This window comes from Pinirhizobacter soli, assembly GCF_015905305.1.
GTDB classification, from domain to species: Bacteria; Pseudomonadota; Gammaproteobacteria; order Xanthomonadales; family Rhodanobacteraceae; genus Pinirhizobacter; species Pinirhizobacter soli.
In genome coordinates, this window is record NZ_JADZLQ010000001.1 from 774,786 (window position 1) to 795,614 (window position 20,829).

Below are 20,829 nucleotides of genomic sequence, written 5' to 3' on the forward strand. Positions count from 1 at the left end.
CAAGTGTATCGGCTCCGACGCAGGATTCGGCGACCTGAACGGGTTAACGTGTTGATAACAAGAGGCCTGGCGGGGCGCTGATATAGTCCGGCGGCCCCGCGGCCAAGGCCGCCCGTCGAGTGCTCGTTTTGCGTCCTGAACCGATCCCGGCGCTTGTCGACAACTACATCTGGCTTCTTGCCGACGCGGCCGGGAATGCCGCCGTGGTGGATCCGGGTGAGGCCGCTCCCGTCGAGCGCGTGCTGGCCGGCCGTGGGCTGACCCTGCGAAGCATCCTGATCACCCATCATCACCCCGATCACATCGGAGGCATCGCGGAACTGTGCCTGGGACGCAACGTGGAAGTCATCGCCCCGATCGACGAGCGCATCCCGCACGCCAATCGTCGCGTGGGTCACGGCGACGTGGTGACGCTTGCCCTGCCCGCCGCGCGCTTCGAAGTGATGGCCGTGCCCGGCCATACCACCACCCACATCGCCTATGCGGGCGAAGGCTTGCTCTTCTGCGGCGACACCATGTTCAGCCTGGGCTGCGGCCGCCTGTTCGAAGGCACGCCGGCCCAGATGCTTGATTCCCTCGATCACCTGGCCACGCTGCCCGACGACACCCTGGTCTGCTGCGGCCACGAATACACCCAGACGAACGCGCGCTTCGCGCTGTCCATCGACGGCGACAATGCCGCGCTGAAAGCACGCGCGAAGGACGTCGACGGCAAACGCTTGCGCGGCGAGCCGACCGTGCCAAGCACCATGGGCATGGAGCGCGCGGCCAATCCTTTCCTGCGCACCGATAGTGATGCCATCGCCGCCTGGGCCGCCCGCCAGGCTGATGCCCACGATCGCGTGTCCCGCTTCGCCGCGCTGCGCAACGCCAAGGACACCTTTCGATGAACCATCCGTTGCGCACCGCCCTGGCCGCTACCCTGGCGACGGCCCTGGCCGCCTGCTCGTCCACTGCACCGGTGATGCCCAGTGCACCGCCGATCAACATAACGCCCGCCATGCACCCTGCGCCGCCGTTGATGGCGACGCCTGCACCGGCGGCGCCGGTGGTGACGGACTTCTGGGGTGAGATGCGCGCGAGCTTCCAGATGGATGGCTGCGATTCCGACGACGGCGTGGCCCGATGGGCGCGCACCTTCACCCAGCGGCCGGATCGTTTCGAAGAACAGCTCGCCGCCGTGTTGCCCGTGGTCGAGTACGCCAAGGAGTCCGCCCAGGCCCACGGCGTAGCCGGCGAATTCGCGCTGCTGCCCTGGATCGAAAGTTCGTTTCAGCCGGTCAAAGGCAAGAAAGGCCGCCCGGCGGGGATATGGCAGATCGTGCCTTCCACCGCGCGCAGCATGGGCCTGCCGTCGCGCAAGGGCTACGACGCACGGCTGGACACCGCCGCCTCCACCGATGCGGTGATGAAGATGCTGGCCGGCTACCACGATGAACTGCACGACTGGCGCCTGGTGGCCATGGCCTTCAACGCCGGTGAATTCAACGTTCGCAAGGCCGTGGACAAATATGGCGTGCCGCCCGCGCAACCAGCGGTGCCGAAGATGCCCATGAAGGCGGTAACACGCGAGCATCTGACCAAGCTCCTGGCGATCGCCTGCGTGGTGCGTCAGCCCGAACGTTTCCGCGTGCGTCTGCCGCCCGTGGATGCAAAGCGATCGCTTGAGAAAGTGACTGTGTCCGGCACAAAGACCGTGGGCCAGGTGGCGGAGCTGTCGTCGATGCCGGTGGACCGCGTACTGGCGCTCAATCCCGCGCATACCTCGGCCAATGCCCAGGCCAATACCACGATCCTGATGCCATCGGCGGCAGCCGAGGCTTACCGCGAGGCAGCCGCCAGCGGACGCCAGCCGAGCCCTGCCAGCATCGCAGCACCGGTGGACGACACCGAAGCACAAGGCAAGACCAGTGGGAAGCCGCGTTCGGTGAAAGTGGCCAGTGGCCAGACGCTGTCGCACGTTGCCCACGCCAACAAGGTAACGGTGAAGCAATTGATGGCCTGGAACCACCTGACCAGCGACAAGGTGAAACCGGGACAGGTGTTGCGCCTGTCCCCGTGATACCGCCCCGTTAGAGGCGGTCTTTGGAAATCTTGACCTCGGTCTTGGCCTTCATTGCCTCGATGAAGCCCAGCGTCTGCGCGGCGGACACGGCCTGCCCCATCTGCTGGCGGAAGCCTGCACGCTCTTCGGCGGTGATCTTCGAGGTATCGCCATCGACGACCTTGTCCACGGCCACCAGGGTGTAGGCACCCTTCTCCATCGGCACCGCCACCAGCGCGGGCTTGCCGTCGGCGGGACGCGACTGGGCGAAGATCGCCTGTACCACCGCGGGCGGCTGGTCCTGTGCGCCACGGGTGACACCGGCGACAGTCTTGACCTGCCCGTGGGCGGCATTGGCGATGGCGGTGAGGTCTTCACCCTTCTGCGCGCGGGCAACGAGGTCGTCGGCCTGCTTTTTCGCCTGCGCGATGATGCGGTCGTCGATCACGGCCTGGCGCACGGCAGCCTGCACGTCGGACAAGGGCTTGGCCACGGACGGCGTGTGCTTGTCGACGTGGATCACCACGCCATGGTTGTCGCCGAGGTCGATCAGGCCCGAGCTGTTGCCCTGTACCAGGACGTCGTCGGAGAACGCGGCGGCGACCACCTTCGGGTTGGCAGCAATGCCCTTGCCACCATCACGGCCGAACGGCTCGGTGACCTGCAGCGGCAGCGAGCTGGCCTTGGCGGCAGGCTCCAGCGACGAGGGACTCTGGTAGGCCTCGTCGGCGAGGTGACCGGCAACTTCGTTGTACTTGCGCCCGTGTGCGTCGGCGGTGGCCTTGGCCAGGATATCCCCGCGCACTTCCTCGAACGGCTTGGCTGCGCCGCTGCGGACATCGCGCAGGTAAATGATGTGGTAACCCTCGTCCGGCGAAAGTACCGGCTGCGAAATCTCGCCTTTCTTCATGGCGAACAGCGCAGCGTCGAACGAGGCATTGGCCACGCCCTTCTCGATGAAGCCGAGGTCGCCGCCCTGGCGCTTGGAACCCAAGTCGTCGGAATTCTGCCCGGCCAGCGTGGCGAAGTTCGCCGGGGTGGCCTCGGAGGCGATCTTGCGCGCCTTCTCCAGCGCCGCCTTCTGCTGCTCGGGCGTTGCGTTCTTGGGCACGTTCACCAGGATGTGCGACACCTCGCGCTGCTCAGGCTGCACGTAACGCGACTTCTGCTGCTCGTACAGGCCACGCAGGTCCGCATCGCTCGGCGGGGCGTCGTCTTTCAGATCCCGGGCGTTGACTTCGATGTACTGCAAGGTGACCTGCTCGGGCGTCATGTACTGCGCGCGGTGCGCGTCGTAATAGGCCTTGAGCTCGGCGTCGGAGACATCCGTGCTCGGCGCCGCCGGCGCGGGGATATCCACCAGGCGCACATCGCGCTTCTGTTCGGTCAGGCGCAGCACGCGATCGATGTCGGCATCGGTCACCAGCACGCTCTGGCCGATGGCATTGGGAAGGAGCTGGGTTGCCATTTCCTGGCGACGCTGCGCCTCGAAAGTGGCCGCCGAGGTGCGCGTGCCCGCAAGGTACGCGCTATAGGCTTTCTGGTCGAACTTGCCGTCGCTCTGGAAGGCAGGCTCCGCCGCGATGGCACTGACCACCTGTGCGTCGGTGACGGTGAGGCCGAGCTTGCCGTTGGCCTGGCGGAGCACCGCCTGGCTGATCATCGCATCGAGGATCTTCTGCTTGGTGGCCGGCTGCTCAAGATAGGTCGGATCGTAACGATCACCCTGCTGCGCCATCATCTGCTCGCGGATGTTGTTCACGCGCTCCTGGTAGTCCTGCTGCTGGATTTCCGTGTCGCCTACTTTGGCGAGGTAGCTGGCGCGATCGCCTTGCAGGTAATTCTCGATGCCGAAGAAGGCAACGGCGAAGACGCTCACCCCGAGCACGACCATCGTCGGCCAGCCTTCCATCTTCGTACGCAATGAATGAAGCATCGGTTTCGCTCGCAAGCAGGACATAAAACAAGGGCGCCACGCGGGCGCCCTTGAAGGGTATGGCGGAGTGGACGGGACTCGAACCCGCGACCTCCGGCGTGACAGGCCAGCATTCTAACCGACTGAACTACCACTCCGCGACTTTTTGGTGGGTGCTGAGGGGATCGAACCCCCGACCAGCGCCGTGTAAAGGCGACGCTCTACCGCTGAGCTAAGCACCCAGGTCAAAGGCAGACCTGACTACTTAGTTTAGGTGATCTTTCAGCGCCTTGCCAGCCTTGAACGCCGGGACCTTGGAGGCCGGGATCTTGATTTCTTCGTTGGTACGCGGGTTGCGGCCGGTACGCTCGGCGCGCTGACGGACGGTGAAGGTGCCGAAGCCCACCAGGGAGACGTCCTCACCCTTGTGCAGGCTGGCCTTGACGGCATCGATCAGCGCTTCGAGGGCGCGGCCGGCGTCGGCCTTGGACAGCTCGGCGCGCTCGGCGAGATCGGCGATCAATTCAGATTTATTCATTGGTTATTTCCTTATCACGTGAAAGAGTCCGCGGTGTATTCGGGACGAGAAGCATGCCTGGGCTACTTGGACGGCCAGCGGTTCGCGAAGGGAACGTCGCGGGCCGCTGTTGCGCTTGCTGCGCGGGCGCTTGGTGCTAGCGGTCGGACCTTTATACCAGCGGCCTCCGGCACCCGCAATACGAGATGTACCAACGCTTTCAGCCCACGTGCACGTTACGCGCAGGTGATGGCGGACATGTTGAGGGAGGCATGCCGTTGGCATGCCTCCCTTTTTTCCGGATTTGCCAGAACCGTCTATCAGTGCGTGAGCGACGGTGCTGCCTTTCCTTCGTCCTTCTTGCCATCCACCGTCGTGCCATCGCCGGTCTTCACCTCCAACGGGGTGGGCGGACGCTCCAGCGCGATATTGAGCACCTCGTCGATCCACTTCACCGGGATGATCTCCAGCGACCCGGTGATGTTGTCCGGGATGTCGGCCAGGTCCTTCTTGTTCTCGTCCGGGATGATCACCGTGGTGATGCCACCACGATGGGCTGCCAGCAGTTTTTCCTTAAGCCCGCCGATCGGCAGCACGCGGCCACGCAGCGTGATTTCGCCGGTCATCGCCACTTCCGAACGCACCGGGATATGGGTGAGCGTGGACACCAGCGCCGTGCACATGGCGATGCCTGCGCTGGGGCCGTCCTTGGGCGTGGCGCCCTCGGGCACGTGGATGTGGATGTCCAGCGACTGGTGGAAGTCCGGATCGATGCCGAGCGACGATGCACGTGCGCGCACCACCGACAACGCCGCCTGGATCGATTCCTTCATGACATCGCCCAGCTGGCCGGTATGCACCAGCCTGCCCTTGCCCGGCAGCACCGAGCTTTCGATGCTGAGCAGATCGCCGCCGACCGACGTCCAGGCAAGCCCGGTTACCAGGCCCACTTCGTTCTGCAGTTCCGCGCGGCCGAAGTCGAAGCGACGCACGCCCAGGTATTGGTCGAGGTTGGCCGATTCGACCTTGGCCTTGCCGGCAACGACCAACGGCTTCACCGTCGCGGATTTCGCGGCTACTTTGCCCTTGGCCGGTTTCTTTGCCTTGGCCGACTCGCGCAGCGTGATTTCCTTCACCACCTTGCGGCAGATCTTGGAAATCTCGCGCTCGAGATTACGTACGCCCGATTCGCGCGTGTAGTAGCGCACGATGTCGCGCAGCGCGTCTTCCTTCACGCTGAGCTCCTCGGGCTTCAGGCCATTGGCCTTCAGCTGCTTGGGCAACAGGTATTTCTGCGCGATGGCGAGTTTTTCGTCCTCGGTGTAACCGGGGATGCGGATCACTTCCATACGGTCGAGCAGCGGGCCGGGGATGTTCAGCGAATTGGCCGTGGCGATCCACATCACCTCGGAGAGGTCGAGGTCGACTTCCAGGTAATGGTCGTTGAAGGCATGGTTCTGTTCCGGATCGAGCACTTCGAGCAGGGCCGACGACGGATCGCCGCGGAAGTCCATCGACATCTTGTCGATTTCGTCCAGCACGAACAGGGGGTTCTTCGTGCCGGTCTTGTTGAGGTTCTGCACGATGCGACCCGGCATCGAACCGATGTAGGTGCGGCGATGGCCACGGATTTCCGCTTCATCGCGCACGCCGCCCAGCGACATGCGGACGAACTTGCGGTTGGTGGCCTTGGCGATGGACTGGCCGAGTGAGGTCTTGCCCACGCCCGGCGGGCCGACCAGGCAAAGGATCGGGCCCTTCATGGCGTTCACGCGCTGCTGCACGGCGAGATACTCCAGGATGCGCTCCTTGACCTTCTCCAGGCCAAAGTGGTCGGCATCGAGCACTTCCTGGGCGAGCGCGAGATCCTTGCGGACCTTGCTGCGCTTCTTCCACGGCACGCCGACCAGCCAGTCAAGGTAATTCCTGACCACGGTGGCCTCGGCAGACATCGGCGACATCTGCTTGAGCTTGTTGAATTCGTTCTTGGCCTTGGCAAGCACAGCCTTGGGCATGCCGGCAGCTTCGATTTTCTTTTGCAGTTCCTCGATCTCGTTGCCGCCCTCCTCGCCTTCACCCAGTTCCTTCTGGATGGCCTTCATCTGCTCGTTGAGGTAGTACTCGCGCTGGCTCTTCTCCATCTGCGACTTCACGCGGCCGCGGATGCGCTTCTCGACCTGCTGCAGATCCATCTCGCCATCGACCAGGCCAATCAGGAGCTCCAGCCGCTGGCCGACATCCGCGGTTTCCAGCACGCGCTGCTTGTCGGCCATGCGCACGGAGAGGTGTGCGGCAATGGAGTCGGCCAGGCGCGACGGATCGTCGATACCCGAAAGGGTGGCCAGGATCTCCGGCGGCAGCTTGCGGCTTTGCTTCACCAGCTGCTCGAAGAGCGACACCAGCGAACGGGAAACCACGTCGAGCTCGCGCTCGTTGCTGCTGTAGATGGGCTCGATCACGCTCGCCTGCGCGCTGAGCATGCCCGACTCATCCACGTAATCGTGCACGTCCACGCGCGACTGCCCCTCCACCAGCACCTTCACGGTGCCGTCGGGGAGCTTGAGCAGCTGCAGCACGCCCGCCAGGGTACCGGTGGTGTGCAGGTCGGCGATTTCCGGATCGTCGATGTCCGGGCTCTTCTGTGCCACCAGCAGGATCTGCCGCTCGCCTTCCATCGCGCGCTCAAGTGCACGCATGGACTTGTCGCGGCCAACGAACAGCGGGATGACCATGTGCGGGTAAACCACCACATCTCGCAGCGGAAGGACCGGCAGGACATCCAGGGCGGCACCGCTGGTGGGAACGGGTTGGTTCTTTGCCATCTAGGGCTCCATGGGATTAGGCCGGGGGCTCTTTGGTTCCGACACTGAACCGCGCGCCCCATGATCGTCAAGTGGTGGTGGCGCGCATGCGACTCAAGGCCGCGGGGCCCAAGAAAAAGGCCCCGGTGAAACACCGGGGCCTTCAAGGAGTTGCCGATGCAAGCTGATGTTTACGCGGCGTCCCCGCCACCTTCCGCACCGCCGATCGCCCGCTGCTGCTGCAGGTTGCCGCGGTAGATGAGGTAGGGCTCGGCCTGTCCGTCGATCACCGCGTCGTCTACCACCACCTTGCTTACGTGCTCGAGCGAGGGCAGTTCATACATGGTGTCGAGCAATACCTGCTCGAGAATGGTGCGCAGGCCACGGGCGCCCGTCTTGCGCTTCAGGGCGCGACGGGCAATGGCGGCCAGCGCCTCCGGACGGAACTCAAGTTCCGCGCCTTCCATGTCGAACAGCCGCTTGAACTGCTTGGTAACGGCATTCTTGGGCTCGGTGAGGATCTTCACCAGGGCCGGTTCGTCCAGTTCATCGAGCGTGGCGACCACCGGCAGGCGGCCGACGAACTCGGGAATCAGGCCGAAACGCACAAGATCGGCCGGTTCGACTTCCGACAACAGCTTGCCGACGTTCTCGGTGCGCTCCTTGCTACGCACTTCGGCGCCGAAGCCGATACCCGTGGTGTCCGAACGCTGCTGGATCACTCGCTCCAGGCCTGCGAAGGCACCGCCGCAGATGAACAGGATATTGCGGGTGTCGACCTGCAGGAATTCCTGCTGCGGGTGCTTGCGACCGCCCTGCGGCGGCACCGAGGCCAAGGTACCCTCGATGAGCTTGAGCAGCGCCTGCTGCACGCCTTCGCCCGACACGTCACGGGTAATCGACGGGTTTTCGCTCTTGCGGGAGATCTTGTCGATTTCGTCGATGTAGACGATGCCCGACTGGGCTTTCTCGACATCGTAATCACACTTCTGCAGGAGCTTCTGGATGATGTTTTCGACATCCTCGCCCACGTAGCCCGCTTCGGTAAGCGTGGTGGCGTCGGCGATGGTGAAGGGCACGTTGAGCAGGCGCGCCAGCGTTTCAGCCAGCAGTGTTTTGCCCGAACCGGTGGGCCCGATCAGCAGGATGTTGGACTTGCCCAGTTCGACTTCGTCGGCCTTCTGGCGCGATTCGATGCGCTTGTAGTGGTTGTAGACCGCCACTGACAGGGCTTTCTTGGCGCGCGTCTGGCCGACCACGTACTGGTCGAGGGTCTCCATGATCTCGCGCGGCTTGGGTAGCTGCGTGCGACCGGAGGCGGCCTTTTCCTCTAGCTCTTCGCGGATGATGTCGTTGCAGAGTTCAACGCACTCATCGCAGATGAATACGCTGGGACCGGCAATCAACTTGCGCACTTCATGCTGGCTCTTGCCACAGAAGGAGCAGTAGAGAATCTTGCCGCTGTCGTTGGAACGGCTCTGCCGCTCATCGCTCATGCTGTTGGTCCTGCGTCGGATCGAGGTACGTCTTGAGAATAGCACAGGGTCCCAACCCTGGGACCAGGGTCGGGAACCTGCCTTAAGTTACGAAAAATTAAGCAGATTTAATGGTTTCAACGGTCCGCTTTTCGAGCACGGAGTCGATCAGCCCGTAGGTCCGGGCGTCGGCTGCGCTCATGAAACGGTCTCGCTCGGTGTCATTGGCGATCTGCTCGACGGGCTTGCCGGTGTGCTGCGCCAGGATGGCATTGAGGCGCTCGCGCATGGTCAGGATCTCGCGGGCGTGGATCTCGATGTCGGTGGCCTGGCCGGAAATGCCGCCAGCCCAGGGCTGGTGGATCATGATCCGCGAATGCGGCAGGGAATAACGCTTGCCCGCCGCACCGGCCGACAGCAACAGGGCGCCCATGGACGCCGCCTGGCCGATGCACATGGTGCTGACATCGGGCTTCAGGAACTGCATGGTGTCGTAGATCGCCAGGCCCGCCGTGACCGAACCGCCGGGGCTGTTGATGTAAAGGTTGATGTCCTTGTCGGGATTTTCCGACTCAAGGAACAGAAGCTGGGCCACCACGACGTTCGCCATGTAGTCGTCGACGGGACCGACCATGAAGATCACGCGCTCCTTCAGCAGGCGCGAGTAGATGTCGTAGGAGCGCTCGCCGCGGGCGGTCTGCTCGACGACGATGGGCACCAGGTTGAGGCTCTGGATGGGGTCCATGGACATGAAAGTGCGCTCCGGTGAGGTTAGTGCCCTAGCCTAAAGATCGGCGGTTCAACCGCCGACCGGGCGCATGACCTCGTCAAAGCTCAGGGATTGCTCCGTGGTCTTGGCATGATCGGCCACCCACTCGGCTACCTGGTCTTCCATGACGCGGTTCTGCAGGCCCGACATAAGCTGGGGATCACCGTTATACAACTCAATGACCTTCTCGGGCTCTTCGTACGTCGAGGCAATGGTGGTAAGCATCTCGGCCATGCGGCTGCGGTCGATGCGGATTTCGTTCTTCCGGGCAATTTCACCCATGAGCAATGCGGCCGCCACGCGCTTGCGGGCAATGGGCTCGGCGGCGGCGACGAGCTCTGCCGGCGGCTCCTGGCCACGCGGCACGCTGCCTGCTGCCATCGAGCGGGCTTCGCCCTGGGCCATCAGGTTGGGGACGTCCAGGTTCGGGTAGGCATCGGCAAGCTTCTCGGCCACTTCGGCCTTCAGGCGACCCATCAGGGTGCCCTTGAGCTCGCGCTCGAGGTTGGCGCGCACTTCCTTGCGGAAGGTTTCGATGTCGCCGTCGACCACGCCGAAGGCCTTGACGAAGTCGGCATCCACGGCGGGCAGGTTCGGTGCCTGCACCTTGATGATCTTGATGCTCACCTGGGCCTTCTTGCCGGCTAGATCCGTATTACGGAAATCGGCCGGGAATTCGATCTCGGTCGTCGCTTCGTCACCCGCGCTACGGTTGGTGAGGGCCTCGTCGAGCGCCTTGAACAGGTTGCCCGAGCCCAGCACGCTGCCGGCGCGCTCCAGGCCCTCGGCCGGGAAGCGGTAATCGCCCGCCTGGGCTGAGTACTCGAACATCACGAAGTCCCCCTCGGCCGAGGCCCGGGACACTTCGTCGAAGCTGCGGCGCTGCAGACGCAGGGTCTCGATCATCTTGTCGATGTCGGCGTCGGACACCACGGCGACCGGGCGGCTGATTTCCAGCGCGGCGACGTCGATTTCCGGGAATTCCGGCATGATTTCGAAGGTGGCGGTGTAGGCGATCTCGCCATTTTCGGCGTTGCCGGTGGTCTCCACCGATGGATTGGCGATCGGACGAAGGTTTTCCTTCTCCACCGCCTCGCGCAGCGTGCTGCCGATCAGCTCGGAAAGCGCCTCGCCGTGGACCTGCGCGCCGAAGCGCTGCTTGATCACGTTCAGCGGCACCTTACCCGGGCGGAAGCCCTTCAGGCGGACCGTACGGCCCATTTCCGCAATGCGCGCACTGACCTGCGACTCAAGGCGATCGGCCGGAAACTTGACCGTGATCTTGCGCTCGAGCTTGCTGACGTTCTCAACCGAAACCTGCATGACGACTCCTGCGAAACCACCTGCTTGTGCAGGCGCTAAAGCGGCCCAGGGCCGCCGTGTGTGTATATGAATAAATTCAATCACTTACGTTTAAGTGGTCGTTAAACCACCTCGAAGTGACCTTCACCCCAGCCGCTTAGGATATCAAATCCCGTATTTGGCGGGGCGTGGGGCGGCGGAGTCGCCCGAAAATCCATCACCGGCAATGCGGGAGGATCCGCGCGGGGAATAATGGTGCGAAAGGGGGGACTCGAACCCCCACGGGTTACCCCGTCAGAACCTAAATCTGGTGCGTCTACCAATTCCGCCACTTTCGCATGGGGCGAGGAGCAAGGACGATTTCACTCCGCCGGCGCCGCGATTCTAGGGGCCGCGCCGTGCAGGCACAAGGATCGACTTACTAGCCCCCGATCGCTTTCACCAGTGGATCGAGGAAGCGCTGCAACATCCAGCCTGCCAGCGCGAAAGAGCCACCAAGGATCGCGATCAGCAGGCCAACGAGGGCTCGTAACACCCATGCCTTGCTCGCCATATGCGAAAGCCTCTCGTCCATGCGCGCAAGCGTTTCGTCGATTCGCGCCACGGCAGCGTCCAGGCGCGAGATTGAAGACTTGATATCAGCGATGTCTGTTTCAGCGAAAGCCCAACCTTCTGTAGGCGTCGCAAGCAGGTCTTCTACTGACTGAAGCATCCCGACCCGTGAAGTGTGTTTTCACCCCAAGTACCCACGGAAGTGGAAACCAAAGTATCCGGCTCACAATGCCGCGCTTCGAACTGGCGTGTTGCCTCGCTTCTTTCGCGTGGTTCACTTCGCTACTCCCTGGTCCCCGCGAGGGCCTGGGGCCGGCAACCAGCCAGCAGGTCGAGCTCCGGCCGGTATGCCGCCGTACGGGCGTCGAAGAAGCCCAGGAGGGTATGGAAGACGTTGTCCTGGCTCGCCGGCTGCACGCGTCGCTGCGCCATACAGTCCAGCTGCACGCCGGCATCGCGCACCCAGCCAGGCGACAGCCACATCAGCATCGGAATGTGCTTCTGCTGCGTTGGCGCGGTGTCCCAATCCGCGCCATGCAGGTAGATGTCGTTCTCGCCCAGCGATTCGCCGTGGTCGGAGAGGTACATCATCGCGCTGTCGACCTCGGGGGCGGCCTTCAATGCATCCACTACCCGCCCCAGGATGTGGTCGGTGTAGAGGATGGTGTTGTCATAGCTCGCAACGACCTGCGCATAACTGCAGGTCTGCACCTCGGCGGTGTCGCAACCGGGCTTGAAAACATTAAAGGCGGCCGGGTAACGCTGGAAGTATGCCGGGCCATGGCTGCCCTTGATGTGCAGCACCAGCAGTGCAGGCGAGCGCATCCGTGCCAGGCGTTCGGGAAGATCAGCCACCAGCACGTCATCGAGGCAGCCGTTAGCGTCACACAGGCCGGCCACTTTGCCGTCGGTGAGGTCGTCGTTGGGCACGCGCAGACAGACGTCCTTGCAGCCTTCGTCGTTGTCGCGCCAAAACACGTCCACGCCGGCATGCTGCAGCACATCCAGCGCATTCCAGTGTGCCTTGGCCACGGGCTTGTCGAATTTCTCGCGTGTCATGTTCGAGAACATGCACGGCACCGACACCGTGGTCGCCGTGCCGCACGACCAGGCATCGCGGAAATAGATCGCGCCGACCCGCTTCATCTCGGGGTTCGTCTCGCGTGCATAGCCCTGCAATGACTGGTTTTCAGCCCGCGCCGTCTCGCCCACCACCAGCACCACCACCCGCTTGCGCGCCGCCATGGTGGCATTGGGCGCAAGCGTGGCATCGGTGCCGATCGGCGTCATCGTGGTCTTCGGGCGGAATACATCGCGCTGCAAATAGTGGAACGTACCGCTGAGGGCCGCGTATGGATTGAACACTTCGTACATCACGCGGTGGTTGCGCTCGAAATAGACGTAATTGCGGCCGGCGAGCATGGGCGGCACGAGCATCAGGGTGGTGGCTGACAGAACGATGCCAGCGCGCCAGCCAAGGCCATGCCACTTCGGCATGAAGCGAACCGGGATCAGCAGGACAAGCACGGCCGGCAACAGGCCGAACAGGGCAATCCAGCCCACCGAGCCTGTGGTGATCATCCCCATCGCCTCGGCGCGCCGCGTCTCGAAGATGCTCTGGATGATCTCTTCGTTCAGGCGCACGCCGAAGGTGTCCGCATAGTAGGCACTGGCTGCCGACACGAGGATCAGCACGGCAAGCAACGCCTTGCCGATGCGCGGCCACGTGAGCAGGGCGAGGGTCAAGCCGAGGTTGCCAACCAGCCGACAGCACACCGTCACACTCAGGGCATAAAATCCCGACGTGCCCCGAGACGCCTCAAGGGCCTCGTGCACTTCCTGCCAAAGGCTATGGTTGAGCGCGATGAAGATATAGACGGCGACGACGGCGCAAAGCCCCCAGGCCGGCAGCGCCCATTTCGCTCGGCGTGCGACCGGGCCGTCTTGGATAATCATTCGGCATCCCTTCTCGCGTTAGCCATGCAAAAAAAAACACCTGGATTTCTCCAGGTGTTTTTACGTTGGTGGGCCGTCAAGGATTCGAACCTTGGACCAATTGATTAAGAGTCAACTGCTCTACCAACTGAGCTAACGGCCCTTTGAAACATTTTACCAAAATGGGGTGGACGATGGGACTCGAACCCACGACATCCGGAATCACAATCCGGTGCTCTAACCAGCTGAACTACGTCCACCGTAAAACTCTTCGTGTGGCGCGCCCGACAGGAATCGAACCTGCAACCGTCGGCTTAGAAGGCCGATGCTCTATCCGGTTGAGCTACAGGCGCAGACTCTTACACGGAGCGAACGCTTGGTCGGGGCAGAGGGATTCGAACTCTCGACATCCAGCTCCCAAAGCTGGCGCTCTACCAGGCTGAGCTATACCCCGACATTCGAAACCATCGTTCGCGACCGCGAAACAAGCCTTCAAATGTTAAGGGTAGCGACACACCCCGTCAATCCAACTGCCTGAAACCCGGACACCACATCGAACAACTTTTTACCGATGGCCCTGCTTAGAAGCCACCAACGAGACGAAAACCACTCGCCTCGCCTACCTTGAAAAAAAATGGTGCGCCCGGAGAGATTCGAACTCCCGACCACCAAGTTCGTAGCCTGGTACTCTATCCAACTGAGCTACGGGCGCACTAAAACGATTTGGTTGACCCGCGCCTGAGGTGCCGGTCAACCAAGAAGCGGAATTATTCAGGGTTACACCCGATGCGTCAACACTTTTGGTGAAATTTCTTTGCATCGGTACGGAAACAAAGTGCCAAAGCAAAACGGCGACCCTTCGGTCGCCGTTTCCTGATCAGCTTTGCGTGGCAGGTTTGCCCAGCGTGGACCCCGCATCACCCTTGGGCGGCGGCGGAGGCGTCGGGCTGGGGTTGTCCTTGCGCTCCCAGTCGGCAGGCGGACCGGGCTCACGGCCATTCATGATGTCTTCGATCTGGCGTGCGTCGATGGTTTCGTACAGCAGGAGAGCGTCGGCCATCTTGTGCAGCTTGTCGATGTTGGTGGTGAGCAGTCCCTTGCTTTTCGCGTAGGCGCGGTCAAGGATGTGGCGCACCACTTCGTCGATCTTGCGCGCTGTTTCGTTGGAGACGTTCTTGTGCTGGGTGACCGAACGGCCCAGAAACACTTCGTCTTCGTCCTCGCCGTAGGACATCGGGCCAAGCTCGTCGGACAGGCCCCACTTGGTGGCCATGTTGCGCGCCATCTTGGTGGCCCGTTCGATGTCGTTGGACGCGCCCGTGGTGACCTTGTCGGCGCCGAAGATCAGCTCCTCGGCCACGCGGCCACCGTACAGCGAGCACAGCTGCGACTCGATCGCCACGCGGTTCATGCTGTAGCGGTCGCCCTCGGGCAGGTACATGGTGACGCCCAGCGCGCGACCGCGCGGAATGATCGTGACCTTGTAGACAGGGTCGTGCTCGGGCACCAGGCGACCGATGATGGCGTGCCCGGCTTCGTGGTAGGCGGTGAGCTTTTTCTCATCGTCGCTCATCACCAGTGAACGGCGCTCCGAGCCCATCAGGATCTTGTCGCGGGCGCGGTCCAGATGAAGCATGCGCACGTCACGACTGCCCTCGCGAGCGGCGAAAAGCGCTGCTTCATTGACCAGGTTGGCCAGGTCCGCACCGGAGAAACCAGGCGTGCCGCGCGCGATGGTCATCGCGTCGACGTCCGCCCCGGTGGGCACCTTGCGCATGTGCACTTTGAGGATCTGCTCGCGGCCCTTCACATCCGGCAGGCCCACTACGACCTGGCGGTCGAAGCGGCCCGGACGCAGCAAGGCCGGATCGAGCACGTCGGGACGGTTGGTGGCGGCGATCACGATGACACCCTCGGTGCCTTCGAAGCCGTCCATTTCCACCAGCAGCTGGTTGAGCGTTTGCTCGCGCTCGTCGTGACCGCCGCCAAGGCCCGCGCCACGATGGCGGCCCACGGCGTCGATCTCGTCGATGAAGATGATGCACGGCGCGTGCTTCTTGGCCTGCTCGAACATGTCACGCACGCGGCTGGCGCCAACGCCCACGAACATCTCGACGAAGTCGGAACCGGAGATGGAGAAGAACGGCACCTTGGCCTCGCCGGCGATCGCCTTGGCAAGGAGGGTTTTGCCGGTACCGGGCGGGCCCACCATCAGCACGCCGCGGGGAATCTTGCCGCCGAGCTTTTGGAACTTGCCCGGATCGCGCAGGAACTCGACCAGCTCGCCCACTTCATCCTTGGCCTCGTCGCAGCCGGCCACATCGGAGAAGTTGACCTTGACCTGGTCTTCGCCCTGGAGCTTGGCGCGCGAACGGCCGAAGCTCATGGCGCCGCGTCCACCGCCACCCTGCTGCATCTGGCGCATGAACCAGATCAGGACAGCGACGAAGATGATGATCGGCAGCCAGTTGATCAAGAGGCCCAGCAGGCTGAAGCCGCTGTCAGCCGGTTCCTGGCGGACATCGGCGCCCTTGGCGTTCAACTGCTTGACGATGTCGTTGGTGCTGGTGCCCACCGCCGGGATCACCGTGCGGTAGGAGTTGCCGTCCTTCAGCTTGCCGGTGATGGTGGCAGGCACCGTCGCGGTGATCGTGCCATTGGCAACGTTGCCGTTGTCCACCGCCTGGGCGAAGGTGGAATAGGACATGTCCGTCGATGAGCCGCTATGCGGGCTGAAGCTCTGGAACACGGTGAGCAACACCACCGCGATGATCAGCCAGAGCAACAGGTTTTTTGCCATTTCATTCATGCGCGGTTCTCGCTCGGTTGCCGGCCGGGGGATTTCAAACCCACGGCAAGCGCATAGACCTCACGGGAACGGGCTCGTGAGGCCTTCGGTTTACGCATCGTCACGCGACTGAAGTCGGCGCGCAAGTTGCGCAAGTACTCATCGAACCCTGCCCCCTGGAACAACTTGACCAGGAAGGCCCCCCCAGGCTTGAGCCAGTCGAGGGCGAAATCCCGGGCCATGTCGGCCAGGTCCATGGCGCGGATCTGATCGGCCAGGGCTACACCTGACATATTGGGGGCCATGTCCGACAGCACAAGATCGACTTTCTGCCCTTCCAACATGGTTTCAAGGGCACGCACCACGCTTTCTTCCCGGAAGTCGCCCTGGAGGAAATCCACCCCGCCCAAACCCTGCATCGGCAGGATGTCCATGGCCACCACGGCTCCCGTCTCACCCATGCGGCGACGCACCAGCTGCGACCAGCCCCCAGGGGCAGCGCCAAGGTCGACCACGCGCATGTTGGGCTTGAGGAGCTTGTCCTTGTCGATCAATTCCTCGAGCTTGTACACGGCGCGCGAACGCACCCCCTCGGCCTGGGCGCGTTTGACGTAGGGGTCGTCGAAGTGTTCCTTAAGCCACGAGGAACTGCTTTTACTGCGGGCCATGGGGCGGGACTTGGGGGAGCGGCGTGGAGGCCATGATACCCTTAGCGGTCACGCCCCCGCACTTCGAACCTGAACACATGCCCCTCTCGCCAAGCCAGCGCCGTTACCTGAAGTCCCTCGCCCACGACCTGCCGGCGGTGATCCTGCTCGGCAACAAGGGTGCCACGGAGGCTGTGTCCAAGGAATTGGGCCTGGCCCTGGCTCATCACGAGCTGGTGAAGATCAAGCTTTCAGGGGGCGACAAGGATGAACGCCAGGGGCAGCTCGACACCCTGATCGCAGCCACCGGCGCCGAGGCCGTGCAGCAGATCGGTTCGGTCGCGGTGATCTTCCTGCGCAATAACGACGATCCGAAGATCGCCCTGCCCCGCTAAGGTGCCCAGCCGCGATGGAACTGTCGTTCGAGCATCCCGGTAGCTATCTTTTCGCCCGCCGTGTAGGCCCGGGCCTGGTTACCATCGTCGACCGCGACTTCCACCGCAGCCTGCTGCTGGCGCCGGACCAGGTGGTCGAAGACTGGCCGGTGACCGACGTGAAGACGGCCACCGTGGCCGACATGCAGGCGGTGCTGGCCCTGAAGCCGGAAATCTTCCTGCTGGGCACCGGCGAAAGCCAGGTGTTCCCTTCGGCGCAGATCATGGCCACGTTCCTGAAGCTCGGGATCGGCATCGAAGCCATGACCAATGCCGCCGCAGCACGGACGTACAGCCTGCTCGCCGGCGAAGGCCGCCGCGTGGTGGCCGCGTTCGTGCTTGAGGGAACCTGACCCCTACTTCGAGGGCGGCAGGTAACTGAGCGGATCCACCGGATTGCCGTCCTTGCGGATCTGGAACTGAAGCTCGTCGCGCGAAGCACCGCTGTTGCCCATCTCGGCCACCTGCTGGCCCGACTTCACGTGCTCGCCTTCCTTCACCAGGCGCTTGCGGTTGTGGCCGTAGGCGGACAAGAAGGAATCGCTGTGCTTGATGATCACTAGCTCCCCATAGCCGACCAGGCCATTGCCGCTGTACACCACCACGCCGTCGGCTGCGGCACGAACCGAATCGCCGCCCTTGCCAGCGATCTCGATACCAGGAATGGCGTCGCCCGCACTGAATTTCTTGATCAGTGAACCATCGGCCGGCCAGCGCCAGGTGATGCCGCTGGCTGAACGCGTGGCGCCGGAGGCGATGGTGGGCGTTGAGGCATCCACGCTGGGCGCAGGCGCTGCCACGTTCGGCGGCGCACCCTTGGCCGCCTGGGTCGGCGTGGCTGGCAGCGTGCCGACACCCGCCACCACCACGGTACTGGCCGCCGATACGGGCGCATCGGGCGGCAACGGCGGCGGGGGTGCGGGTTCATCACTGGCGGGCTCGAACACTGGCGCTGCGGCCTTGCCGGCTGACGACGCCGGCGGCGGCACCGCGGCAACCACGGGCGCCGCGCCCTGCGAAGGCGGATTTCCATGGACGGGCGGCGGCGGTGCAGCAGCCAGCGCGGACGGAGCGTGCGCGGTAGCTGGCGCCGCGGCTACAACGGTAGCGCGGTGGTCAGCGGGCGAAAGGCGTAAATCCTGGCCAGGCCAGATCGTGTACGGCTCGGCGATGTTGTTCCACCGGGCCAGTTCGCGGAAATCGACCTTGTTGCGGAAGGCGATGCTGTAGAGCGTGTCGCCCTTGGTTACACGGTAGCTGCCGCCCGGCGGCGGGGGCCGCGAAGCCGGCGTGATGACCTGGGAGCCCGTCTGACCGGAAGGCTCGAAGACCACGGAGCTGCGCTGCATGTCACAGCCGGCGAGGACGACGAGGGCGGCACAGGGCACGAGGCGAATGGGGTGCATGCGCACAAGCATACCCATGCAGGGTGTCAATGCGCCACGTACCACCACACACCAAGGCCGATGAGCGTCACGATGGCAAGCCAGCCGATCCATTCGACATGCTTGTGCAACATGCGCTCAGCGCGCTCGCCGAACACGCGGATCAGGATCGCCAGCAGCCACACGCGCTTGCCACGGCCCACCAGCATGCACACCAGGAACGGGATCACCGGCACGCCGACGATGCCCGAGGCCCAGGTGACGAATTTCATCGGCACCACCGGCTGCAGCGCGGCCAGGGCCAGCACCAGCAGCAGCGCCAGCCAATGCGCGCTCATCTTTTCACGAAGGTTTTCAACGCCGGTATTGATCGGCGCAAGAAGGTGCAGTGAATCGAGCAGCGGCCGCAATGCCTCGAAGGCGTAGTGGCCCAAGGCATAACCCACCAATGAGCCCAGGAGCGAAAACAACAGGCTGACATTGGCATAGCGGAAGGCGCGTTCGCGGCGCGCCAGCATCATCGGCGCCAACATCACTTCGGGCATCACCGGGAAGATGAACGCCTCCACGAAGCTCAGCAAGGCCAGGTAGCGCTCGGCATGGCGATGCCTCGCCCAGCCCAGGGCGCGTTCGTAGAGCTTGCCGAAAAGACGCATGCGGTTCCCTAAGCTTTGAAAAGAAAAATCAGCCGATGCCACCGAGAAGCGGCACGAAGCTCACGGAACCGAGTTCTTCCTGGGTAAAGTCGCCATCCTCGCCCATGCGCAGGCGCAGCAACATCTGCTGGCTGGGCGAGCCTACCGGTGCCACCAGCACGCCACCGGGGCGCAACTGGTTCAAGAGCTGCAGCGGGATGGAATCGCCGGCGGCGGTAAGGATGATGGCGTCGAAAGGCGCTTCCTCGGGCCAGCCAAGCTTGCCGTCGTCATGCTTGGAACGCAGGTTCGTGATTCCCAGCTGGCGGAATCGGCGGCGCGCCTGGCGCAGGAGTTCCTCGATGCGCTCGACGGTGTACACCTGCGGCACCAGTGCAGCGAGCACGGCGGCCTGGTAGCCAGAGCCCGTGCCCACTTCGAGCACCCGGTCGGGTATGCCATGTTCGATCAGCGCCTGCGACATCCGCGCCACGATGTATGGCTGCGAAATCGTCTGGCCATGGCCGATCGGCAGCGCGGTGTTTTCGTACGCGCGCGAATGCAGGGCCTGGTCGATGAAATGGTGCCGGGCAAGGTTCCGGATCACATCGATCACGCGCTTGTCGGTAATGCCTTCTTCCACGAGCTTGGCGGCCAGGCGGTCGCGGGCGCGCTGGGAGGTCATGCCTTCGCCACGCAAGGCCGAGGGCGGCAACGAATGCATGTTCATGCCGCTTCGTCCTGGTCTTTCTGGGTGGAAAGCGCCTGCATCCAGCTGGCGACTTTCTCCAGCGCCTGGAAACGGGTGAGGTCGACGTGGATCGGCGTGACGGAAACGAAACCGCGTGCCACGGCGTCGAAATCCGTGCCGGGGCCGGCATCGGCCGCGTCGCCCGCCGGGCCGATCCACCAGATCGGGCGGCCGCGCGGGTCGGTCTGTTCGATGCAGGGCGCCGAGCGATGGCGCTTGCCCAACCGGGTGACCTCGAAACCCTGGATCTCTTCCCAGGGAAGATCGGGCACGTTCACATTGAGGATGGTGTCCGCGGGAAGCGGATCCACCAGCAGCCGGCGGGTAAGCATCAGCACGGCCTGGGCAGCCGACTCGAAATGCTCGCCGCGATGGTCGCGGCTGGCCAGCGACACGGCGATGGCCGGAAGGCCCAGGAAACGGCCCTCCATGGCGGCGGACACGGTGCCTGAATAGATGACATCGTCGCCGAGGTTGGCCGAGTTGTTGATGCCCGAAACCACGATGTCGGGCTCCACTTCAAGCATGCCCGCCAGCGCCAGGTGGACACAGTCGGTAGGCGTTCCGGCGACACGGAAGTAACCGTTGTCCATGCGCGTGACACGGACCGGCTGATCCAGCGTCAGCGAGTTGCTGGCACCGGACCGATCCCGGTCGGGTGCGACCACCGTGACCTCACCTAGCGCCTGGAGCCGTTCGGCAAGGATGCGGATACCCGGGGCATCCACGCCATCATCGTTGCTTACGAGTACGCGCATCGTATTCCGTGGAGTAAACCTGCCAGCCCGCAACGGGCCGGTTTGATCCTGTCGAGTCTACCCGAGCGCGCCGATCGATTCACGGCCGTCGACGTGGCGTGAACGATGCTTTGGGCTAGCA

The 20,829-nt window shown here is 63.5% G+C and carries 18 protein-coding genes and 8 tRNA genes; 4 read left to right on the plus strand and 22 right to left on the minus strand.

Translation table 11 applies throughout. The features are described from left to right. The first annotated feature begins 128 nt into the window (after positions 1 to 128). Together gloB and NDK18_RS03035 are read left to right on the plus strand one after the other, a co-directional pair. Positions 129 to 890 (plus strand): hydroxyacylglutathione hydrolase, encoded by a 762-nt coding sequence (gloB, locus tag NDK18_RS03030; RefSeq protein ID WP_250627062.1) that lies wholly within the window; start codon positions 129 to 131, stop codon positions 888 to 890. Then, complete coding sequence (locus NDK18_RS03035; RefSeq protein WP_250627063.1) at positions 887 to 2,062, plus strand: transglycosylase SLT domain-containing protein; 1,176 nt, start codon at positions 887 to 889, stop codon at positions 2,060 to 2,062. Before gloB ends, NDK18_RS03035 begins: the two co-directional genes overlap by 4 nt. Positions 2,063 to 2,072: 10 nt before the next feature. Here the strand turns inward: NDK18_RS03035 and NDK18_RS03040 are convergent, their stop codons facing one another. From NDK18_RS03040 to rlmE, 18 genes are all read right to left on the minus strand, one after another. Further along, positions 2,073 to 3,980: a SurA N-terminal domain-containing protein gene (locus NDK18_RS03040; RefSeq protein WP_250627064.1), complete on the minus strand. Its 1,908-nt coding sequence runs from the start codon at positions 3,978 to 3,980 to the stop codon at positions 2,073 to 2,075. 60 nt (positions 3,981 to 4,040) lie between these two features. Further along, a tRNA-Asp gene (locus NDK18_RS03045) sits at positions 4,041 to 4,117 on the minus strand. A gap of 9 nt (positions 4,118 to 4,126) precedes the next feature. Further along, positions 4,127 to 4,201: transfer RNA gene (locus NDK18_RS03050), tRNA-Val, on the minus strand. Between the two features lie 23 nt (positions 4,202 to 4,224). Continuing rightward, the gene (locus tag NDK18_RS03055) at positions 4,225 to 4,497 is read right to left on the minus strand and encodes an HU family DNA-binding protein (RefSeq protein WP_250625776.1); all 273 of its coding nucleotides are present in this window, start codon (positions 4,495 to 4,497) and stop codon (positions 4,225 to 4,227) included. A 299-nt stretch (positions 4,498 to 4,796) separates the two neighbouring features. Then, positions 4,797 to 7,298: an endopeptidase La gene (gene lon / locus NDK18_RS03060; RefSeq protein ID WP_250627065.1), complete on the minus strand. Its 2,502-nt coding sequence runs from the start codon at positions 7,296 to 7,298 to the stop codon at positions 4,797 to 4,799. Positions 7,299 to 7,468: 170 nt separating this feature from the next. Beyond that, a complete protein-coding gene (gene clpX / locus NDK18_RS03065; protein ID WP_250625774.1) occupies positions 7,469 to 8,773 on the minus strand; it encodes an ATP-dependent Clp protease ATP-binding subunit ClpX in 1,305 nt (434 codons plus the stop codon). Between the two features lie 97 nt (positions 8,774 to 8,870). Then, positions 8,871 to 9,497: an ATP-dependent Clp endopeptidase proteolytic subunit ClpP gene (clpP, locus tag NDK18_RS03070; RefSeq protein ID WP_425502744.1), complete on the minus strand. Its 627-nt coding sequence runs from the start codon at positions 9,495 to 9,497 to the stop codon at positions 8,871 to 8,873. Between the two features lie 54 nt (positions 9,498 to 9,551). Next, positions 9,552 to 10,844: a trigger factor gene (tig, locus tag NDK18_RS03075; RefSeq protein WP_250625772.1), complete on the minus strand. Its 1,293-nt coding sequence runs from the start codon at positions 10,842 to 10,844 to the stop codon at positions 9,552 to 9,554. 232 nt (positions 10,845 to 11,076) lie between these two features. After that, a tRNA-Leu gene (locus NDK18_RS03080) sits at positions 11,077 to 11,161 on the minus strand. A gap of 83 nt (positions 11,162 to 11,244) precedes the next feature. Beyond that, complete coding sequence (locus NDK18_RS03085) at positions 11,245 to 11,427, minus strand: hypothetical protein (RefSeq protein WP_250627066.1); 183 nt, start codon at positions 11,425 to 11,427, stop codon at positions 11,245 to 11,247. 230 nt (positions 11,428 to 11,657) lie between these two features. After that, positions 11,658 to 13,331, minus strand: coding sequence for a phosphoethanolamine transferase (locus NDK18_RS03090; RefSeq protein WP_250625770.1), 1,674 nt, complete (start codon positions 13,329 to 13,331; stop codon positions 11,658 to 11,660). Positions 13,332 to 13,397: 66 nt separating this feature from the next. After that, a tRNA-Lys gene (locus NDK18_RS03095) sits at positions 13,398 to 13,473 on the minus strand. Between the two features lie 20 nt (positions 13,474 to 13,493). Then, positions 13,494 to 13,570, minus strand: a tRNA-His gene (locus NDK18_RS03100). Positions 13,571 to 13,586: 16 nt separating this feature from the next. After that, positions 13,587 to 13,663, minus strand: a tRNA-Arg gene (locus NDK18_RS03105). 24 nt (positions 13,664 to 13,687) lie between these two features. Continuing rightward, positions 13,688 to 13,764 (minus strand) — tRNA-Pro (locus NDK18_RS03110). A gap of 181 nt (positions 13,765 to 13,945) precedes the next feature. Then, positions 13,946 to 14,022 (minus strand) — tRNA-Arg (locus NDK18_RS03115). Positions 14,023 to 14,187: 165 nt separating this feature from the next. Next, positions 14,188 to 16,119 (minus strand): ATP-dependent zinc metalloprotease FtsH, encoded by a 1,932-nt coding sequence (gene ftsH / locus NDK18_RS03120; protein WP_250625769.1) that lies wholly within the window; start codon positions 16,117 to 16,119, stop codon positions 14,188 to 14,190. Continuing rightward, positions 16,116 to 16,766 (minus strand): 23S rRNA (uridine(2552)-2'-O)-methyltransferase RlmE, encoded by a 651-nt coding sequence (rlmE, locus tag NDK18_RS03125; protein WP_250625768.1) that lies wholly within the window; start codon positions 16,764 to 16,766, stop codon positions 16,116 to 16,118. The genes ftsH and rlmE overlap by 4 nt, the downstream gene beginning before the upstream one ends. A 77-nt stretch (positions 16,767 to 16,843) precedes the next feature. Here rlmE and NDK18_RS03130 point away from each other — a divergent pair, with 77 nt between their 5' ends. Next, positions 16,844 to 17,140, plus strand: coding sequence for a YhbY family RNA-binding protein (locus tag NDK18_RS03130; protein ID WP_250625767.1), 297 nt, complete (start codon positions 16,844 to 16,846; stop codon positions 17,138 to 17,140). Between the two features lie 14 nt (positions 17,141 to 17,154). Next, entirely contained in the window at positions 17,155 to 17,532 is a 378-nt protein-coding gene (locus NDK18_RS03135; protein ID WP_250625766.1) for an Mth938-like domain-containing protein, read from the plus strand. A 3-nt stretch (positions 17,533 to 17,535) separates the two neighbouring features. On the opposite strand, the gene NDK18_RS03140 is transcribed toward NDK18_RS03135, so the two are convergent. The 4 genes from NDK18_RS03140 to surE form a co-directional block, all read right to left on the minus strand. Next, positions 17,536 to 18,528 (minus strand): peptidoglycan DD-metalloendopeptidase family protein, encoded by a 993-nt coding sequence (locus NDK18_RS03140; protein WP_425600626.1) that lies wholly within the window; start codon positions 18,526 to 18,528, stop codon positions 17,536 to 17,538. A gap of 83 nt (positions 18,529 to 18,611) precedes the next feature. Continuing rightward, complete coding sequence (locus tag NDK18_RS03145; protein WP_250625765.1) at positions 18,612 to 19,220, minus strand: YqaA family protein; 609 nt, start codon at positions 19,218 to 19,220, stop codon at positions 18,612 to 18,614. A gap of 28 nt (positions 19,221 to 19,248) precedes the next feature. Beyond that, positions 19,249 to 19,929, minus strand: a complete 681-nt coding sequence (locus tag NDK18_RS03150; protein ID WP_250625764.1) for a protein-L-isoaspartate(D-aspartate) O-methyltransferase — start codon at positions 19,927 to 19,929, stop codon at positions 19,249 to 19,251. Next, positions 19,926 to 20,708: a 5'/3'-nucleotidase SurE gene (gene surE / locus NDK18_RS03155; protein WP_250625763.1), complete on the minus strand. Its 783-nt coding sequence runs from the start codon at positions 20,706 to 20,708 to the stop codon at positions 19,926 to 19,928. The genes NDK18_RS03150 and surE overlap by 4 nt, the downstream gene beginning before the upstream one ends. Positions 20,709 to 20,829 lie beyond the last annotated feature (121 nt).

What these genes read in the sequence shown, in the direction of transcription:
- NDK18_RS03035 (WP_250627063.1), top strand. Translation starts at nt 887, where the DNA reads ATGAACCATCCGTTGCGCACCGCCCTGGCCGCTACCCTGGCGACGGCC.
- NDK18_RS03040 (WP_250627064.1), bottom strand. Translation starts at nt 3,980, where the DNA reads ATGCTTCATTCATTGCGTACGAAGATGGAAGGCTGGCCGACGATGGTC.
- NDK18_RS03055 (WP_250625776.1), bottom strand. Translation starts at nt 4,497, where the DNA reads ATGAATAAATCTGAATTGATCGCCGATCTCGCCGAGCGCGCCGAGCTG.
- lon (WP_250627065.1), bottom strand. Translation starts at nt 7,298, where the DNA reads ATGGCAAAGAACCAACCCGTTCCCACCAGCGGTGCCGCCCTGGATGTC.
- clpX (WP_250625774.1), bottom strand. Translation starts at nt 8,773, where the DNA reads ATGAGCGATGAGCGGCAGAGCCGTTCCAACGACAGCGGCAAGATTCTC.
- clpP (WP_425502744.1), bottom strand. Translation starts at nt 9,497, where the DNA reads ATGGACCCCATCCAGAGCCTCAACCTGGTGCCCATCGTCGTCGAGCAG.
- tig (WP_250625772.1), bottom strand. Translation starts at nt 10,844, where the DNA reads ATGCAGGTTTCGGTTGAGAACGTCAGCAAGCTCGAGCGCAAGATCACG.
- NDK18_RS03090 (WP_250625770.1), bottom strand. Translation starts at nt 13,331, where the DNA reads ATGATTATCCAAGACGGCCCGGTCGCACGCCGAGCGAAATGGGCGCTG.
- ftsH (WP_250625769.1), bottom strand. Translation starts at nt 16,119, where the DNA reads ATGAATGAAATGGCAAAAAACCTGTTGCTCTGGCTGATCATCGCGGTG.
- rlmE (WP_250625768.1), bottom strand. Translation starts at nt 16,766, where the DNA reads ATGGCCCGCAGTAAAAGCAGTTCCTCGTGGCTTAAGGAACACTTCGAC.
- NDK18_RS03130 (WP_250625767.1), top strand. Translation starts at nt 16,844, where the DNA reads ATGCCCCTCTCGCCAAGCCAGCGCCGTTACCTGAAGTCCCTCGCCCAC.
- NDK18_RS03135 (WP_250625766.1), top strand. Translation starts at nt 17,155, where the DNA reads ATGGAACTGTCGTTCGAGCATCCCGGTAGCTATCTTTTCGCCCGCCGT.
- NDK18_RS03140 (WP_425600626.1), bottom strand. Translation starts at nt 18,528, where the DNA reads ATGCAGCGCAGCTCCGTGGTCTTCGAGCCTTCCGGTCAGACGGGCTCC.
- NDK18_RS03145 (WP_250625765.1), bottom strand. Translation starts at nt 19,220, where the DNA reads ATGCGTCTTTTCGGCAAGCTCTACGAACGCGCCCTGGGCTGGGCGAGG.
- NDK18_RS03150 (WP_250625764.1), bottom strand. Translation starts at nt 19,929, where the DNA reads ATGAACATGCATTCGTTGCCGCCCTCGGCCTTGCGTGGCGAAGGCATG.
- surE (WP_250625763.1), bottom strand. Translation starts at nt 20,708, where the DNA reads ATGCGCGTACTCGTAAGCAACGATGATGGCGTGGATGCCCCGGGTATC.